The following is a 15,963-nucleotide window of genomic DNA, read 5'->3' on the forward strand; positions in this document are numbered from 1 at the left end:
GGGGTCCGCCATGATCATCAAACGTGCCTATCACCACGGGGATCTTCGTCGTGCGCTCGTCCTCGCCGCACGGGAGCTCCTCGTCGAACGAGGTCCGGAGGGGGTGAGTCTGCGCGCCGCGGTCGCCAAGGTGGGTGCGTCCACCGCGGCGCCGTACCGGCATTTCCGCGACAAGGACGCGCTGCTGGTGGCGGTCGCGTTGGAGGGGCACGCCGAAGTGCAGGGCCGCCTGCGGGCCTGCGGCCCCGGGACGGTGACCGCGCTCGGCCGGTCCTACCTCGGCTTCGCCCTGGATAATCCGGCGCTGTACCGCCTGATGGCGGGCGCCGGGATCGGTGACCGTGCCGCGTACCCGGAACTGGCCGAGGCGCACCGGGTGACCTGTGCGTTGCTGGCCGACCGGGTGGGGGAGCGGAACGATCCGGATGGTTTCGCGGTCACGCTCTGGTGCCTGCTCCACGGGCTGGCCACGCTCGTGATCGACGGCCACGTCGAGCGCGACGCCGCGGTCGCCGAGGCCGAGCGCAGCCTCGGGCTCCTGGTCCACTAGACGGGGGCGTGGTGCGTCTGCCTCAGGGGGCACTGTGTGGATTTCGGGGCGTTGGATGACCAGAAATCCACACAGTGCCCGCGTGACCGGTCCGGTCACGACGGTCACACCCACGCGCCCACCGGCCACGCCGAGTGACCACATGGGGACCACGCCACCCCTTTGCGCTACCCCTCGACAAGGGCGTCGTGGGTGATCCGCGCCCTGGATCACCCACGACCCACGGTTCAGCCGATGGACGGGATGAAGGTCGGCAGCCGCCGGACCTTAGTGTCCTGCTCGAAGGCGTAGGCGATGGCCAGCAGCGACGGTTCGCTGAACCGCCCGCCCATGATCGACAGACCCAGCGGCAACGGTCCGGCGTACGCCATCGGAACGGTCATGTTGGCGTAGCCCGACACGGCCGCCGGGCCGGACGAGTCGATCAACAGCGCGCCGTCACCGACACCGAGCTGTGTCTTCCACGCGGCGTTGTTCGTCGGTGCCACGATCGCGTCGAGCTTCTCGCCGCGCAGTGTTTCGTCGAGGCCCCGCCGGGCAGCGCTCGTCGCGGCTTCCCGCATCGCGCGATACGCCGGATCGGTGAGATCGCCGGTGGTCGCCTGGGACCGGTCCCACAGGTTGTGGGTCCAGTACGGCATTTCGACCGCCGCGTGGTCCAGGTTGTACTGGATCAGCCCCGCCAGGTCGGCGGGGTGCTTGCCGCCGGTGGAAGCGAGGTAGGCGTTGATGTCGTGCTTGAACTCGGTCCTGATCGCGGGGAACTCGTTGGCCGCGATGACGTCCAGATAGGGGATGGTGATCTCGACCGTGGTCGCGCCGAGCTTCCGGAGCCTGCTCAGCGCCTGCTCGAACGCCGCCTTCGTCGTGTCGTCCGGCGTGTAGACCTCACGCCAGACTCCGATGCGTTTTCCGCGCAAAGCGTTGGGGCGCAGGAATCGCGTGTAGTCGTCGAGTGACTGCCGGGCGGCGTCGACGGTGATCGGGTCACGACGGTCGGCCCCGTTGAGCGCCGCGAGCAGGATCGCGGCGTCGACCACGTTGCGTGCCATCGGACCCGCCGTGTCCTGCTGTTTCGACACCGGCACGATCCCGCTGCGGCTGACGAGCCCAAGGCTCGGCTTGACCCCGACGATGCCGTTGGCGCCGGACGGGCAGGAGATCGAACCGTCCGTCTCGGTCCCGACGGCGACGGTCGCCAGGTGCGCGGCGACGGCCACACCCGAGCCGGACGAGGAGCCGCACGGGTTGCGGTCGAGAACGTAGGGGTTGGCGGTCTGCCCGGCGAGCGGGCTCCAGCCGTTCGACGAGCTCGTGGAGCGGTAACTCGACCACTCCGACAGGTTGGCCTTGCCGAGGATGACCGCTCCGGCCTCGCGCAGGTTTTCGACCACTCCGGCGTCGCGGTAGGGGCGGGATTCCAGCAGTGCCGTCGAGCCCGCCGTGGTCGGCTGGCGGTCCGCGGTGTCGATGTTGTCCTTGAGCAGCACCGGAATACCGTCCATGGGGCCCTTCGACCGGTGCCGGTGCCGTCGCACGTCACTCTCCGCGGCGAGCCGCAGCGCATCCGGGTTCGTGGTGAGCACCGCGTGGAGCGTCGGGTTCAGTTTGCGGATCCGCTGCAGATAGAAGGCGGTCAGCTGGACCGAGGACAGCCGTCCGGAGCGCATCGCCCGCTGCAGATCGGGGATCGTCGCCCGCTCCAGGTCGATCCCGGCCACCACGGGGCGGCCGGAAGGTCCCGTGGCCCACGCCGGGACGGCCGTGGTGGCCGACGCCGCCGACGCCATGACGAGAAACGTGGCCACGGCCGCGCCACGTTTTTTCCAGGAATGTCTTGTCAAGGAATTCCCTCCTGTTCGAAAGAATTCCTGAACAGTACGTGCGCGGCACCGGTTCGGAACCGGCCCCGAAAAGCGGGGAACGGTGAATTGATCGCCGCGCGGCCGCCGATCCGGTACGCGATCGGTCACGCAAACAGCCTGCTGGGCAAGGGTGATCATGATTTCGGCACTGGGTGGCGCCGGTCGCGGACGCACGGTGAGGGGATATCGGTGATTTCGTCGGAAATATTCCGTCTGCTTTCGGCGCGGCATCCGGTTCCGTGTTGATCGCGGATTGTTCGCGGTTCGCCGATCATCCGGCCCGGTCCGGTCGTGAACATTCCGCGAGCGCGGCGCCGAAGGAGCGTGCGGTGCTCGTCAGCCCGGCCACCGCGGAAACCGGGTCGCGGCGGGCGGGCAGGACGGCGGCGAGTGCCGCCCCGACCCGGCCGTCCGGGGTCCTGATGCCGACGGCCGCGCAGCAGAGTCCTTCCGTGATCGTCTCCGATTCGGCCGCGTACCCGGCCGCGCGGATCTCCAGCGTGTCCGTGTCCGGTTCGGCGAGCGCGGGGTGATGAGCCGCGAGGAGCCGTCCGGCGGCGGTCCCCGGCGGAAGCGGGCGGCCCGGCCACACGGGGACGTCGTCGGCAGGGAGGACGGCGCCCGCGGCGACCAGCGCGCGACCTTCCCTGGGGACCACGAGCACCAGGCTCGCGCGCATCCGCGCCGAAAGCGACGGCAGCCGCTCCTTGGCCAGACCCCGGAGTTCGGGCAGCCAGAACCGCCCGAGACGGAACACCCGCGAACCGATCCGGTAGCCGCGGCCCGCCCGCTCGACCGCGCCCAGGTCGGCCAGCTGGTCCAGAAGCCGGTGCACGGTGGTCTTCGGCAGCCCGGTGGCCCGTACGAGCTGGGTCAGCCCGGCCTGCCCGCCGTGTTCGTCGAGCGCTTCGAGCAACGCGAACGCGCCTTCGAGCACGCCGCGTCCGCCGATGGGTTCCCGCATCGCCCACCTTTCCCGGAAAAAGGTCACACCGGAGAAGTAAAGTGCGCCCCCGACAGGCCGGGATACGAACTTTCGGGCAGCCGATGGGGTGGTGTTCCGCTGAACGGCCCCTCCGTCGACGTGACCGACACCGCGCCGCGAACCACCCTGCCGGGTCCTGCCTCTCGGCGCGTTCCTGGCATGCTGGCAAGGTTCGCGCGAACACCACAGCTCCAGGGGGACGTCGATAATGGAGGAGATCCGCCGCCTCGCCGACCGGTTCGATCTCATCGAGCCCGTCGGCGGTGGCTCCATGGGCACCGTGTGGCGGGCGCGCGACGAGAACCTGGAGCGCACGGTCGCGGTCAAGGAACTCCTTCTGCCGCACGGAGCCGGTGAGCAGAAGGCCGACGAGGCCAAGAACCGCGCGCTGCGCGAGGCGCGGATCGCCGCGCGGCTGGTGCATCCGCACGCCATCACCGTCTTCGGCGTGATCGACGAGCAGGACCGCCCGTGGATCATCATGGAGTACCTGCCTTCGACCAGTCTCGCGGACAAACTGCGCGAAGGGCCGATGGAGGTCGACGACGTCATCCGCCTCGGCATCCAGCTGTGCTCGGCGCTGGCGGCCGCGCACCGGGCGGGCATCGTCCACCGCGACATCAAGCCTGGCAACGTCCTGCTCGGCCACGACGACACCGTCAAGATCACCGACTTCGGGATCTCGCGGGCGATGGGCGACGTCCAGCTCACCGCGACCGGCGAGATCTCCGGGACACCGGCGTTCCTGGCGCCGGAGGTGGCCCGCGGCGAGGACGCCACGTCCGCCTCCGACGTGTTCTCGCTCGGCGCGACGCTTTACACCGCCCTCGAAGGCGGCACGCCGTACGGCACGGCCGAGAACCCGATCGCGTTGCTGTACCGCGCGTCGAGCGGCGAGATCACCCCGCCGACCAGATCGGGGATCCTGACGCCGCTGCTGAACCGGCTCCTCGACGTCCGGCCGGACAGCAGGCCGACGATGGCCGAGACCGAGCGGGAGTTGCGGGCGCTCGCGGCGGGGGAACCGACGACGCTCGTCGCCGAAGAACCGCCGCCGAAGGCGCGCAAGGGAATGCTGATCGGCGTGATCGCCGTGTTCCTCGTGCTCGCGGCGGCCGCCGCCGCGGCCGTGGTCGTGGTGCTCAGCCGCGACGAGGAGACCCCGTCCGGCCAGGCGCCGCCGCCCTCCCTGTCGCAGTCGGCCGTCCCGACCACGTCGGAGCCGGTCGCGCCGCCGCCATCGCCGTCGTCCGCGCCGACCTCGACACCGTCTTCGTCGTCTTCGTCCGCGCCGCCTCCGGCGCAGACGCCGGGTCAGGCGCTCACGGCGTACTACGCGCTCATCCCGGGGAACCTCCAGGCGGGGTTCGCGACGTTGAGCGACAACTTCAAGCAGAAAAGGAACCAGAGCTTCGAGCGGTATTCGAACTACTGGAAGCAGTTCAGCGCGGTGACCGTGTCGAACGTGACCGAATCCGGCAACACGGTGACGGCGACGCTCACCTACGTGCGGGCCTCCGGCGGGACCACGACGGAGCGGGAGACCTTCGTCCTGGTCCAGCAGGGCGGCCGGTACCTCATCGACTCCCAGCGGGCAGGCTGAGTTTCCCGGCGAGGCGCTGAAGCCATGCCTCGACCTCGTCGGGGGAGCGGTCCGGGAGGCCGAAGATCGTCTCGGTGACCCCGGCCGCCTCCAGCTTGGCCAGGTTCTCCGGATCCGGACGGACGCCGAGCGCCGAGATCTCCGGTTCGCCGGCGCGGCCCGCCTCGCGCCAGATCTCGCGCAGCCGCCGGGCTTTGTCCTCGATGTCCGTGTCGCCGGGCGTGGTGAGCCAGCCGTCGGCCGACTTCGCGATCCAGCGGAACGTCTTCTCCGTGCCGCCGGCGCCGACGATCACGGGGATATGCGCTTGAGCCGGTTTCGGCCACGCCCAGCTGGCGCCGAACGAGACGAACTCTCCCTCGTACGAGGCTTCGTCCTGTGTCCAGAGCGCGCGCATCGCTTCCAGGTACTCGCGCAGGACCGTTCGCCGTTTGCCGCCGGGGACGCCGTGATCGGCCAGTTCGTCGACGTTCCAGCCGAAGCCGACGCCGAGGATGACCCGCCCGGCCGAGAGGTGATCGAGACTGGCGATCGTCTTCGCCAGCGTGATCGGATCACTCTCGACCGGGAGGGCCACCGCCGTCGCGAGCCGGATCCGGGTGGTCACCGAGGCCGCGGTCGCCAGCGCGACCCACGGGTCCAGCGTCCGCAGGTAGCGGTCGTCGGGCAGCGACGAGTCGCCGGTGCGCGGATGTGGTGCCTCCCGTTTGACCGGGATATGCGTGTGTTCCGGCACGTGGAAGGTGTCGAAGCCCGCGGCTTCGGCCGCCCGCGCGGCGGCCGCCGGGCTGATACCCCGGTCACTGGTGAACAGCACTATCCCGTGTCTCACATCCGGTCACGCTATTAGAACGTGTTTCAGTTCGCAACCGTGGTGTGCAGGGTGACCGGCAAGGCGTTCAGCCGCCAGGTACCCGGGTCCGGGATCCGCAGCAGGCCGTCGGCGAGGGCGAGATCGGGGAATCTGCGCAGCAGGGCGGTCAGCGCGACCTCGGCCTGAACCCTGGCCAGGGAAGCGCCGAGACAGAAGTGCGGCCCATGGGCGAAGGCGAGATGCCAGGCGGGCCCCGCCGCGCGCCGGATGTCGAAGACGTCCGGGTCCGGGAAGGCTCTCGGGTCCCGGTTCGCCGCCGCGATCGCGACGGTAACAGGTTCTCCTTCGGGGATGACGACATCGCCGATCCGGACGTCCGTGGCGGCGAACCGGGGGATCGTCAGCAGCTGCGGGCTCTGCCAGCGCATCACTTCCTCGACCGCGCCGGGCATGAGCGCCGGGTCCTCGCGGAGCTCGGCCAGCTGTGTGGGATGGGAGAGCAGGATTTCGACGGCGTTGGCGATGAGGTTGCCGGGCACCTGGCCACCCAGCACGAGTTGCCAGACCAGGGCGACCAGTTCGGTTTCGCTGAGCCGGTCGCCGTCTTCGGCCTGGATCCGGAGCAGTTGCGAGACGACGTCCTCGCCCGCGTCGAGTTTCCGGTCCGCGATGGCGGCGAGCGCGCCCTCGACGATCCCGGGGACCGCTTTCGCGAGTCCCGCGCCGTCGCCTGCCGAGACCAGGGCGCCGTATTCGCGCCACCGCGGGCGGTCGGCCGCGGGGATGCCGACCAGTGCGCAGATCACGTCGACCGGCAGTGGATGCGCGAAGGCGGTGACCAGGTCGATCCGGTCTTGCCCGGCGAGTTCGTCGAGGAGGTCGTCCACGAGCCGCTCGATCCCCGGGCGGAGGGCGGCGGCCTTGCGCGGGGTGAACGCGGGGGCGACGAGCCGCCGGAGCCGGAGGTGTTCCGGGCCCTCGACCTCCTGCATCGTCCGCATGTACGGGCGGCAGTGGTCGGGGATGTCCATCCGCTGGTAGCTGTTCGCGCTCAGGGCGAACCGCGGGTCGCTCAGCATTTTCCGCGCCTCTTCGTGGCGCAGCACCGCCCACATCGAGAACCCGGGTGCGCTGAGTTTGGCGATCGGGGAGCGCTCACGGACCGGTCCGTAGGCGGTGAACGGGTCGCGCAGGACCTCGGGGTCGGTCAGGAGGATCTCGGGAACGTCGGTCAAGGTGGCTCTCCCAATTCGGATGTTCAAAACAGATGTTCTCATCATCTGAATGGTCAAGGTATCTTGATCCGGGTCCGAGGGCAACGTGCCGGCAGACGGGAGGCCGATGGTCCGGCTGAGCAGGGCGGAGACGCAGGAGCGCAATCGCGCGAAGGTGCTGGCCGCCGCGCGTGACGAGTTCGCGGAACAGGGCTTCCGGGACGCCAAGATCGACGTCATCGCCGAGCGGGCGGAGCTCACCCGCGGCGCGGTCTACTCGAACTTCCCCGGAAAACGTGCGCTGTACTTCGCCGTTCTGGCCGAGCTGGCCGAACAGGCCGCGGGGGCGCCGCACGCGGTGCCCGGCGAGACGCTCGAGGGCGCGCTGGGCGCACTGGCCAGGTCGAGAGTGGCCGCATTTCCCCTGGACGACGATCAGGCCGGCCTCGCGCGCGACCTGATGCCGGAAGTACTCGCGGACGAGCGCGTCCGGCGGCCGTTCGCTCAGCTGGTGAAGCTCAACGGCCTCCTGCTGGGGCTCGCGCTGGAGCGGCTCGACCCGCCGGAGCGGCCGCCGGGGTCGCCGATTCCGCGCCGGGTCCGGCTCGCGGAGACCGTGCTGACCACCCTGCACGGCGCCGGCCAGCTGGCGGCCGCCGCGCCGGGGCTCGTCGAACCCTTCGATGTCGTGAGCGCCTGCGAACGGCTGGCGGGGCTGGCCTTCAACGATTGGTGGGCGCCGCCGGTGATCGCGCCCGCGGCACAGGCGGCCGACCGGCCTTGGTCACCGTCCGGGGCCGTCGATCTCGTGCGCGCCGAATCCTTCGTACCCGCCGACGGCGTGGTCGTGGTTCTGGGCACGCACCGGCTGGCCGCCGCGGAAGAGGCCGTCCGGGCCTCCGGCGGCGAAGTCACCGTCGTCGTCGTGACCAGTGAGCCCGCCGAGCTGGTGCCGCTGACCCGGCTGATCGTCGCGGAAGTGTGCGGCGGTCTGCGGCAAGCCTTCCCGGAACCATTCCGGCCGCGACTGCGCGTGGTGTGCGACGCGACCGGGACGCTGGCGGCGGCCGCGGGGGTGCTCGCGGTCAGCGACGAGACCGAGGTCGCGATCCGCGTCGAACGAGGTCGGATCGTCGCCACGGCGGACGGGCGCGGCGCGGGTCACGCCGTCTCGGGCGAAGTGTCCCGTGTGGACAGCGCCTAGACGATGTCGGTGTGCCGGATCCGGTACACCTGCAGGCGAAGCCCGTAGTACTTGTCGGTTTCCCCGACCCAGATCATCCCGAGCCGTTTCGCGGTCGCGATGGCACGCACGTTGTTCGGCCGCGCGACGGCGAAGAGTTCGTCCGTGTCCTGAGTGAACGCCCAGCCGATCAGCGCGCGGGCGCCCTCGGAGGCGTAACCCTCGCCCCAGGCGTCCGGATGCAGCTGCCAGCTGATCTCCAGGTCCTCTTCGTACGGTGGCAGCAGATGGATGCTCAGCCCGCCGACGACCAGGCCGTCCTCCTTGCGCTGCACCGCCCATCTCCCGCGCGGCGGCACGAGATTCGGCTGCGCCTGTTGCCAGGCCTGCAGAACCGAACGCATTGCGGCGGCGTCGGTCACCCGGTCCATCGCAGGGGTGAGCCACCGGGTCACGTCGGTGGTGCCGTAGATCGCCAGCGCGGCTCCGGCGTCGTCCTCGGACCAATCACGGACGACGAGCCTTTCGGTGGTCAAGTCCATGACAGAACGTTACGCGCACCGGCGGGGCCGTGGGGCGTCCGGATCATGACAACTCGGCAACCCGGCGTACCTTGGCCTCATGCGTGCCGACGCCTCGACGACCCCCGAACAGGCCTGCCCGATCGCCCCGGTGGTCGACCTCGTCTTCAGCCGCTGGACCACGCCGATCCTGTGGGCGCTCAACGAATTCGGCAGGCAGCGGTTCGTCGAACTCGAGCGGCGCATCGGTTCGATCACGCCGAAGGTGCTGACGCAACGGCTGCGGCAACTGGAACGCGACGGCCTGCTGACCCGGACCTATCACGCCGAGGTGCCGCCCCGGGTCGAGTACGAGATCAGCGACCTCGGCCGGAGCCTGGCGCCGCTTTTCGCGACCCTCGCGGACTGGTCGACGGAGAACCTGCCGAAGGTGGAAGAGGCCCGGTCGGCCTACGATTCCGCCTCCTGAGCCGGCTCTGTCGCTTCCAACCCCCGCAAGTAGGTGACTAGTTGCGGCGGGCGCTTTCTTGACCGATCGGTCCAGATGTGGCTAGGCTTCTCTCGTGTCCCGAGTAAAGGAATTCGATGTCGACGCGGCCTGCGAAGCCGCGCTGGAACTGTTCTGGCGGCAGGGGTACGAGGCCACCTCGATCAGCGACTTGGTCGCCGAACTCGGCATCGGCAAGGCGAGCCTCTACGCCACGTTCGGCACCAAGCACGAGCTGTACCTGACGGCCTTGAACCGCTACATCGCCAGGGGTAACGAGCGGTTCGTCGAGGACTTCGCCGGGCCGGGCCCGGCGCTCGCGGGCGTGCGACGGCTCATCGACCGGTATCTCGCCGAGATACTGGGCGAATCGGGTCGTAAAGGCTGTTTCGTGGTCAACGCCGCCATGGAGATGATGCCGAAGGATCCCGAGGTCGCGCGGGTGGTCGAACGCAGCTGGGACGCGCTCGAACTGGCCGTGCGGATGGCGTTGAGCCGCGCGAAGGCGCAGGGCGAACTCGACGCCGCCGCGGATCCGGAAGAGCTCGCCGGTTTCCTGCTCACCGTCCTGCAGGGCATGCGGGTGCTGGGCAAGGGGCCGGATCCCGCGGCGCGGGTCAGGGCTACCGCGAAGCAGGCCATCGCGGTACTCGACGCCGCTCGCAAACACTAATAATGGAACGATCGGACCAGAAAGTGGTTACTACTGTGGGGAAGCGATTCAGCGGCAAGGTCGTCCTGGTCACCGGAGGAGGCTCCGGGATCGGCCGCGCCACGGCGGCGGCGTTCGCGCGTGAAGGCGCTCAGGTCGTCGTTTCCGGGCGGGACGGCGAAAAGCTCCGTCAGACGGTGAAGGAGATCGAGGCCGACGGCGGAACCGCCGACGCGGTGACCGCCGACGTGAGCGCCGGTCCCGAAGTCGAGCGTCTCGTCGCCGAGACCGTGCGCCGGCACGGCAAACTCGACATCGCCTTCAACAACGCGGGCATCCTCGGCAGTCCCGCGCCGACGGCGGATCTGGACGAAGAGGGCTTCGAGGCCGTCGTGCGGACGAATCTCACGGGCACGTGGCTGTCGATGAAGCACGAGATCGCTCAGATGCGGGCGGGCGGTGGGGGAGTCATCGTCAACATGTCGTCCAACATCGGCTCGCACACCCGCCTGCCGGGAATGGCCGCCTACGCCGCTTCGAAGGCCGCCGTGGACGTGCTGACGCGCACCGCCGCCCGCGATCACATCGGCGAGGGGATCCGGATCAACGCGGTCAGCCCCGGCGCCACCGACACCGGGATGTCGTTCCGGCCCGGCGAATCCGAGGCCGACCGCGCGGAACGGCTCGGTTCGGTCATTCCGCTCGGCCGGATCGGCGCGGTCGAGGAGATCGCCGCGGCGGTCCTCTGGCTGGCTTCGGACGAGTCCGCGTACGTCGTGGGGCACGACATCGTCCTCGACGGCGGCGCCAGCGCCTGAGGATCAGCGGCGCGAGGGCAGCAGTTCCTGCATCTTCGTCTTGAGCCCCTGCGTCACCAGGTGCCAGGCGTCGGGCTCGCCCTTCAGGACGGCTTCGGTCATGGCCTTCACCTGCTCGAAGGTGGCGTGCGGCGGAATCGGCGGCACTTCGGGATCGCAGCGGACGTCGAGCACGGTCGGCACGTTGGTCGACAGCGCGACGTCCCACGCTTCACCGAGCCGGGCGGGATCGTCGACGGCGATCCCGCCGAGGCCGATCTCCAGCGCGAAGTCCGCATAGGACACTTCCGGCAGGGTCTGCGACGGCTCGAACTTCGGCGAGCCGCCCATGGCGCGCAGTTCCCACGTGACCTGGTTCAGATCGCCGTTGTGGAACACACAGACGACGCATCGCTGATCGGCCCACAGTTCGCGGTACCGGGCGATGGTCAGCAGTTCCGCCATCCCGTTCATCTGCATCGCGCCGTCGCCGACCAGGGCGATCACCGGCCGGTCGGGGTGGGCGAACTTCGCGCCGATCGCGTACGGGACGCCGGAGCCCATCGTCGCGAGGGTGCCGGAGAGCGTGCCCCGCATCCGGCCGCGCATCCGGAGATTCCTGGCGTACCAGTTGGTGGCCGAACCGGAGTCCGCGGTGACGATGGCGTCTTCGGGGATCCGCTCGGACAGTTCGTGCACGATCCGCATCGGGTTGACCGGAGATGCCTCCAGCATCGCCTGGCGGGTCAGCGTCTCCTGCCACTCGCCGGTGTTCTTCTCGATCTTTTCCCGCCAGCGGCGGTCGGTTTTGCGCTCCAGCAACGGAATCAGCTGTTGCAACGTGCCCTTCGCGTCACCGAGCAGGTTGACTTCGGTCGGATACCGCAGCCCGAGGAACCGGGGATCGATGTCGATCTGGACCGCACGGGCCTGACCGAATTCCGGCAGGAACTGCGCGTACGGCATATTCGAGCCGACGATCAGGAACACGTCGCAGTCCCGCATCATCTCGTACGTCGGCCGCGTGCCGAGCAGGCCGATGGAGCCGGTGACGTACGGCAGGTCGTCGGGCAGGACATCCTTGCCCAGCAACGCCTTCGCCACTCCGGCGCCGGTGAGATCGGCGACCTCGCGCAGCTCGGTGACGGCGTTGCGCGCGCCCTGTCCGATCAGGATCGCGACCTTTTCGCCCGCGTTCAGCACCTCCGCGGCGCGAGCGACTTCCTCCGAGGGCGGGATGACACTGGCCCGCGGATGATCGGGCGGGGAGGACGGAACGTGCTTGAACTCGTGCCGCGGCGGCTGGTAGGTCTCCTCCTGCAGATCAGCCGGGATGATCACCGCCGTCGGCGCGCGCTGCGCGATGGCCGTGCGGAGGGCGCGGTCGAGCGCGTTCGGCAGTTGTTCGGGGACGTTCACCTCGACGAGGTACTCGCTCGCGACGTCCTTGAACAACGCCTGCAGATCCACCTCCTGCTGGTAGCTGCCGCCCATCGCGCTGCGCGCCGTCTGCCCGACGATCGCCACCACCGGCACGTGGTCGAGTTTGGCGTCGTAGAGACCGTTGAGCAGGTGGATCGCCCCCGGGCCGGATGTCGCCATGCAGACCCCGGGCCGTCCGCTGAGTTTCGCGTAGCCCACGGCCGCGAACGCCGCCATCTCCTCGTGTCGCGTCTGCACGAAACGGGGCTTGTTCTCCGCCGCGCCGAACGCGCTCACCAGCCCGTTGATCCCGTCGCCGGGATAGGCGAAGACCTGCTCCACGTCCCATTCGCGCAGCCTGGTCAGAACATGGTCCGCAACGGTTTCGCTCATGGTCGCCGGATACCGCCGCCCTCCGGCGGCTAAACGTCCTCGAGGATCTTGGTGATCCCCGCGACGACGTCCGGATGCCCGAGCGGCAGCGGCGGCGGGACCCGGTTGTACGGCTCACCGGTGCTGTGGGGGAGCACGTCCACCGCGGTCCCGGACGAGCGCACCCGTTCGGCGAGGTCGGACGACTCGTCCGGCACCGGGTCGATCAGGAGGACATGGGACGCGGCGCCGGGATGGCGTTCGGCCAGCCGCAGCGCGTCCTCGGCCGAGTCGCCGGCGGCCACGACGTCGATCGGCGGGCCACCGGGTTCCGCGTCGCCGAGCACGTCTTCGGCCTGGCTGAGCGCGCCATCCACCGGCAGCCTGCACCAGATGATCTGACGCTGGGCCGCGAGCGGCCGCCACGTCGCCGGGAGTTCACCGTGCTTGCCCTCGCCCGCAGGGTCGAGGACCAGCAGTTTCGCCCCTTCGACGCCGCCGTCGGTGACGACCGAGGGGCCTTCGGCGCGGACAGGATCGGATTCGGTGGTCATGGGCGTCTCTCCTCTAGCAGTCGGTGCGGGGGAGTTCGGGGGAATCCGTGTCCAGCGGCACCGAACCCGAGCGGACGAGTCCTAATTGGACTGTCTGCCGCTTCGTCACCGCTTCCAGCGCCCAGTCGGTGGCGGTGCGCAGCCGGTTGCCCGGCATGGCCAGCAGGTGGTAGCCACGGGTCACCGCCTTGGCGGCGAATCCGGAAAGCGGGATGTGCAAGGGATTCGCCGCGGCCTGGTGCGCGCCGAGGTCGACGACGAAGCCGAGATCGTGGTGCCGGTAGGTGCCGTGCGAGCCGTACCCGAGCGACGCGGCCACGTTCCGCCCGGCGAGTTTGCCCTGGCGTTCGGCGTGCTGGGCCGTCATCGGCGTGTATTCGCCGGGCCTGGTCAGATCCGGGACGGCCGCCGCGTCCCCGCACGCGTAGACGTCGCGCCGTCCGGGGACGTTCAATTGCGCTGTCACGACGAGCCTGCCCTTGGCCGTCTTCAGCCCCAGGTCCTCGATGAGCGGGTCCGGCCGGACCCCGACGCACCACACGAGGGTGTGGGTCGGCACGGATTCACCAGAGGTCAGCGTGACCCCCTTCTCGCCGGCGTTGTCGATCGACGTCTTCATCAGGACCTCGACGCCGCGTTCGCGCAGCACCTCGTCCGCCGTGGCGCCGAGCCGCCGGTCGAGTTCCGGCAGTACCCGCTCGGCCACGTCCAGCAGCAGCCACCGGATCTTCTGATCCTTCAGTTCGGGATGCCGGGCGGCGAGCGCGGCGGTGAACGCCGGCCCCTGCGCGGCGACCTCCGTGCCGGTGTAGCCGGCGCCGACCACGACGAACGTGCAGCGCGCGTCGCGTTCGGCCGGATCCTGCGCCGAGGCGGCGAGTTCTATCTGCCGGGTGACGTGGTCGCGCAGGTAGAGGGCCTCGGGCAGACCGCGGAAACCGCGGGCGTACTCGGGAACGCCGGGGATCGGCAGCAGCTTGTTGACGCTGCCCGCGGCGAGCACGAGACGGTCGTAGCCGAGCGAGTGTTCGCGGCCCTCGGGGTCGGTGTAGCTGACGCTGCGATCGTCGAAGTCGACCGATTTGGCGGTCCCGAGCACCAGGCGCACACCGCGCAACGTGCCGGGGATGGACACCGAAATCCGCCGCGGTTCGAGGATCCCGGCGGCGACTTCGGGCAGCAGGGGGAGATAGAGGAAGTAGTCGGTCGGGTTCAGCACGACGACTTCCGTATCGTCGCCGACCGATTTGAGGAGGGTCTTGGCCGCGTTGTAGCCGGCGAACCCGCCTCCGATGATCACCACGCGCATCGTCAGTCCTCCGTGGGCCAGTCGCCGGTCGCCTTGCGGTAGCCGACCGCGCCCGCCCGTTCGGTGGCGGCCTTCACCGCGCCGAAGATCGCGCCCTGCGCGGCGGCCGCGACGATCACCTGGGTCCAGGTGAAGTCCCGGTCGGTGGCGTCCGGCGCGTCTTCCTCACCGCTCACGCGCTTCCAGATCTGCTTGAACGCGATCCCGGCGAGCACACCGCCCGCGGCGCTCACGACCATGTTGAGCGGCTTGTAGAGAACCTTGTTCACGACGAAGACCTCTTTCGCATGATCAGCCGGATGGTGAAGAGCAACGCCAGGACACCGGCGAAGATCGGCAGGGGATTCGCGCGGACGACTTCGGTGCCCTGACGGAACTTCTCCGCCGCGGGCTCGGAGACCTTCTCGGCGATCTTGGCGCTCGCCTCGTCGACCTTGGTATCGAGGTTGTCGTTGACCCTCGCCTTGACGTCCATCTTCTTGCCCAGCGCGTCGAGGGTCTCGGTGAGTTCCTCTCGCGTCAAGTCGCGATCCGCGCGGGCTTCTTCGGCGTTCTTGGGGAAATCGGTCATGACCGCACTCCTTGCTTGACGGTGTCGACGTCCTCACGGACACCTTCGATGGCCTCTTCCGGCACCGGCGGGGTCGCGTTCGTGACCTCCTTCTTGCCGACGACGGCCGAAAGGCCGCCGATCAGCAGCAGCGCCGCGCCCGTCACCACGGCCGCCAGCCACGCGGGCATCACCAGCGCGAGTGCCAGCACCACCGCCGCGATCAGGGTCGCCAGCCCGAAAAGCGCGAATACGCCCGCGGCGCCGAACAAACCGGCACCGAGGCCCATCTTCTTCCCTTTGCGCTGCAACTCGAACACGGCCAGCCGCATCTCGTCGCGGACGAGGTGTTTGACCTCGTCGCTGAGATCGGAAACCAGTTCGCCGACCGACTTCTCTGCGGACGGCTTCCGGTGGGTCTCTTCGATCATGGGGCACCTCCTCGGAGCGTTCTGCCCGCCGGGTACCCGGCGGCCCGGCCGGTCAATCACAGCGTGTTTCGCCCCGCTGAGCGCCGGGTAGCCGGGGAGTGCCGGCTCGAAAAGCACCCAACCGACAGGAGGATGCATGAGCACGATCACCGAAATGGTGGACGTCGAAGTCCCGGTGACGACCGCGTACAACCAGTGGACTCAGTTCGAGAGCTTCCCGCAGTTCATGGAAGGTGTCGAAGAGATCCGCCAGATTGACGCGACGCACACCCACTGGGTGACCGAATTCGGTGGGGTGAGCCGGGAATTCGACGCGACGATCACCGAACAACATCCCGACGAGCGCGTCGCGTGGACGTCGGACTCCGGCCCCGACCACGCGGGTGTCATCACGTTCCATCGCCTGGGCGACAACAAGACCCGGGTCACGGCGCAGATGGAGATCGATCCGGAAGGTTTCGCCGAGAACGTCGCCGACAAACTCGGTGTGCTCGACCGCCGGGTCAAGGGCGACATGAAGCGGTTCAAGGAGTTCATCGAGAGCCGGGGCCACGAGTCCGGCGCCTGGCGCGGTGACGTGGACCGCCCCGGCAGCTGACCGGTACCCGGGACCTCCCCTGGAAGACGCGTTTTCCTGGGGGAGGTCCCGGGTAT

18 protein-coding genes are annotated in these 15,963 nt (G+C 69.4%); 7 read left to right on the forward strand and 11 right to left on the reverse strand.

Translation table 11 applies throughout. The features are described from left to right. Positions 1–10: 10 nt before the first annotated feature. Positions 11–550 (forward strand): TetR/AcrR family transcriptional regulator, encoded by a 540-nt coding sequence (locus AC0685_RS38910; RefSeq protein WP_478230068.1) that lies wholly within the window; start codon positions 11–13, stop codon positions 548–550. Between the two features lie 227 nt (positions 551–777). Here the strand turns inward: AC0685_RS38910 and AC0685_RS38915 are convergent, their stop codons facing one another. Both AC0685_RS38915 and AC0685_RS38920 read right to left on the reverse strand, forming a co-directional pair. Beyond that, complete coding sequence (locus tag AC0685_RS38915; RefSeq protein WP_478230113.1) at positions 778–2,340, reverse strand: amidase; 1,563 nt, start codon at positions 2,338–2,340, stop codon at positions 778–780. A 346-nt stretch (positions 2,341–2,686) separates the two neighbouring features. Further along, the gene (locus AC0685_RS38920) at positions 2,687–3,379 is read right to left on the reverse strand and encodes an IclR family transcriptional regulator (RefSeq protein WP_478230069.1); all 693 of its coding nucleotides are present in this window, start codon (positions 3,377–3,379) and stop codon (positions 2,687–2,689) included. 229 nt (positions 3,380–3,608) lie between these two features. Between AC0685_RS38920 and AC0685_RS38925 the strand changes: the two genes are divergently transcribed. Beyond that, positions 3,609–5,003 (forward strand): serine/threonine-protein kinase, encoded by a 1,395-nt coding sequence (locus AC0685_RS38925; protein ID WP_478230070.1) that lies wholly within the window; start codon positions 3,609–3,611, stop codon positions 5,001–5,003. On the opposite strand, the gene AC0685_RS38930 is transcribed toward AC0685_RS38925, so the two are convergent. Together AC0685_RS38930 and AC0685_RS38935 are read right to left on the reverse strand one after the other, a co-directional pair. Then, positions 4,978–5,835, reverse strand: a complete 858-nt coding sequence (locus AC0685_RS38930; protein ID WP_478230071.1) for an LLM class F420-dependent oxidoreductase — start codon at positions 5,833–5,835, stop codon at positions 4,978–4,980. The genes AC0685_RS38925 and AC0685_RS38930 overlap by 26 nt on opposite strands. Positions 5,836–5,861: 26 nt before the next feature. After that, positions 5,862–7,052 carry a cytochrome P450 family protein gene (locus AC0685_RS38935; protein ID WP_478230072.1) on the reverse strand — a complete coding sequence of 397 codons (1,191 nt, stop codon included), beginning with the start codon at positions 7,050–7,052 and terminating at the stop codon, positions 5,862–5,864. Positions 7,053–7,158: 106 nt separating this feature from the next. On the opposite strand from AC0685_RS38935, the gene AC0685_RS38940 reads away from it, so the two are divergent. Beyond that, on the forward strand, positions 7,159–8,235 hold the full coding sequence (locus AC0685_RS38940) for a TetR/AcrR family transcriptional regulator (protein ID WP_478230073.1): 1,077 nt from the start codon (positions 7,159–7,161) through the stop codon (positions 8,233–8,235). Here AC0685_RS38940 and AC0685_RS38945 read toward each other — a convergent pair. Beyond that, a complete protein-coding gene (locus tag AC0685_RS38945) occupies positions 8,232–8,756 on the reverse strand; it encodes a GNAT family N-acetyltransferase (protein WP_478230074.1) in 525 nt (174 codons plus the stop codon). The two genes, AC0685_RS38940 and AC0685_RS38945, sit on opposite strands and share 4 nt — an antisense overlap. 79 nt (positions 8,757–8,835) lie before the next feature. On the opposite strand from AC0685_RS38945, the gene AC0685_RS38950 reads away from it, so the two are divergent. The 3 genes from AC0685_RS38950 to AC0685_RS38960 all read left to right on the forward strand — a co-directional run bounded on the left by AC0685_RS38950 (position 8,836) and on the right by AC0685_RS38960 (position 10,692). Continuing rightward, a complete protein-coding gene (locus tag AC0685_RS38950; RefSeq protein ID WP_125674622.1) occupies positions 8,836–9,204 on the forward strand; it encodes a winged helix-turn-helix transcriptional regulator in 369 nt (122 codons plus the stop codon). Between the two features lie 94 nt (positions 9,205–9,298). Next, on the forward strand, positions 9,299–9,895 hold the full coding sequence (locus AC0685_RS38955) for a TetR/AcrR family transcriptional regulator (protein WP_478230075.1): 597 nt from the start codon (positions 9,299–9,301) through the stop codon (positions 9,893–9,895). Between the two features lie 35 nt (positions 9,896–9,930). After that, positions 9,931–10,692 carry an SDR family NAD(P)-dependent oxidoreductase gene (locus AC0685_RS38960; RefSeq protein ID WP_478230077.1) on the forward strand — a complete coding sequence of 254 codons (762 nt, stop codon included), beginning with the start codon at positions 9,931–9,933 and terminating at the stop codon, positions 10,690–10,692. A 3-nt stretch (positions 10,693–10,695) separates the two neighbouring features. On the opposite strand, the gene AC0685_RS38965 is transcribed toward AC0685_RS38960, so the two are convergent. Genes AC0685_RS38965 through AC0685_RS38990 form a run of 6 tightly spaced genes read right to left on the reverse strand, consistent with a single transcriptional unit; the run spans position 10,696 to position 15,309 of the window. Beyond that, entirely contained in the window at positions 10,696–12,486 is a 1,791-nt protein-coding gene (locus AC0685_RS38965; RefSeq protein WP_478230078.1) for a thiamine pyrophosphate-requiring protein, read from the reverse strand. A gap of 29 nt (positions 12,487–12,515) precedes the next feature. Next, positions 12,516–13,019 carry a hypothetical protein gene (locus AC0685_RS38970; RefSeq protein ID WP_478230079.1) on the reverse strand — a complete coding sequence of 168 codons (504 nt, stop codon included), beginning with the start codon at positions 13,017–13,019 and terminating at the stop codon, positions 12,516–12,518. Positions 13,020–13,032: 13 nt separating this feature from the next. Next, positions 13,033–14,328, reverse strand: coding sequence for an NAD(P)/FAD-dependent oxidoreductase (locus AC0685_RS38975; protein WP_478230080.1), 1,296 nt, complete (start codon positions 14,326–14,328; stop codon positions 13,033–13,035). A gap of 2 nt (positions 14,329–14,330) precedes the next feature. Beyond that, positions 14,331–14,597: a DUF4235 domain-containing protein gene (locus AC0685_RS38980; RefSeq protein ID WP_478230081.1), complete on the reverse strand. Its 267-nt coding sequence runs from the start codon at positions 14,595–14,597 to the stop codon at positions 14,331–14,333. Further along, positions 14,594–14,899 (reverse strand): DUF3618 domain-containing protein, encoded by a 306-nt coding sequence (locus tag AC0685_RS38985; RefSeq protein WP_478230082.1) that lies wholly within the window; start codon positions 14,897–14,899, stop codon positions 14,594–14,596. Before AC0685_RS38985 ends, AC0685_RS38980 begins: the two co-directional genes overlap by 4 nt. Continuing rightward, positions 14,896–15,309 (reverse strand): phage holin family protein, encoded by a 414-nt coding sequence (locus tag AC0685_RS38990; RefSeq protein WP_478230083.1) that lies wholly within the window; start codon positions 15,307–15,309, stop codon positions 14,896–14,898. Before AC0685_RS38990 ends, AC0685_RS38985 begins: the two co-directional genes overlap by 4 nt. A 136-nt stretch (positions 15,310–15,445) precedes the next feature. Between AC0685_RS38990 and AC0685_RS38995 the strand changes: the two genes are divergently transcribed. Beyond that, positions 15,446–15,907: an SRPBCC family protein gene (locus AC0685_RS38995; RefSeq protein WP_478230084.1), complete on the forward strand. Its 462-nt coding sequence runs from the start codon at positions 15,446–15,448 to the stop codon at positions 15,905–15,907. Positions 15,908–15,963 lie beyond the last annotated feature (56 nt).

It is taken from the genome of Amycolatopsis sp. NPDC043889, from assembly GCF_056435645.1.

Bases quoted from the DNA above. Each gene is read 5' to 3' on its own strand.
- AC0685_RS38995 (WP_478230084.1), top strand. From the start codon at position 15,446: ATGAGCACGATCACCGAAATGGTGGACGTCGAAGTCCCGGTGACGACC.
- AC0685_RS38950 (WP_125674622.1), top strand. From the start codon at position 8,836: ATGCGTGCCGACGCCTCGACGACCCCCGAACAGGCCTGCCCGATCGCC.
- AC0685_RS38915 (WP_478230113.1), bottom strand. From the start codon at position 2,340: ATGGCGTCGGCGGCGTCGGCCACCACGGCCGTCCCGGCGTGGGCCACG.
- AC0685_RS38990 (WP_478230083.1), bottom strand. From the start codon at position 15,309: ATGATCGAAGAGACCCACCGGAAGCCGTCCGCAGAGAAGTCGGTCGGC.
- AC0685_RS38965 (WP_478230078.1), bottom strand. From the start codon at position 12,486: ATGAGCGAAACCGTTGCGGACCATGTTCTGACCAGGCTGCGCGAATGG.
- AC0685_RS38985 (WP_478230082.1), bottom strand. From the start codon at position 14,899: ATGACCGATTTCCCCAAGAACGCCGAAGAAGCCCGCGCGGATCGCGAC.
- AC0685_RS38945 (WP_478230074.1), bottom strand. From the start codon at position 8,756: ATGGACTTGACCACCGAAAGGCTCGTCGTCCGTGATTGGTCCGAGGAC.
- AC0685_RS38940 (WP_478230073.1), top strand. From the start codon at position 7,159: ATGGTCCGGCTGAGCAGGGCGGAGACGCAGGAGCGCAATCGCGCGAAG.
- AC0685_RS38970 (WP_478230079.1), bottom strand. From the start codon at position 13,019: ATGACCACCGAATCCGATCCTGTCCGCGCCGAAGGCCCCTCGGTCGTC.
- AC0685_RS38920 (WP_478230069.1), bottom strand. From the start codon at position 3,379: ATGCGGGAACCCATCGGCGGACGCGGCGTGCTCGAAGGCGCGTTCGCG.
- AC0685_RS38975 (WP_478230080.1), bottom strand. From the start codon at position 14,328: ATGCGCGTGGTGATCATCGGAGGCGGGTTCGCCGGCTACAACGCGGCC.
- AC0685_RS38925 (WP_478230070.1), top strand. From the start codon at position 3,609: ATGGAGGAGATCCGCCGCCTCGCCGACCGGTTCGATCTCATCGAGCCC.
- AC0685_RS38910 (WP_478230068.1), top strand. From the start codon at position 11: ATGATCATCAAACGTGCCTATCACCACGGGGATCTTCGTCGTGCGCTC.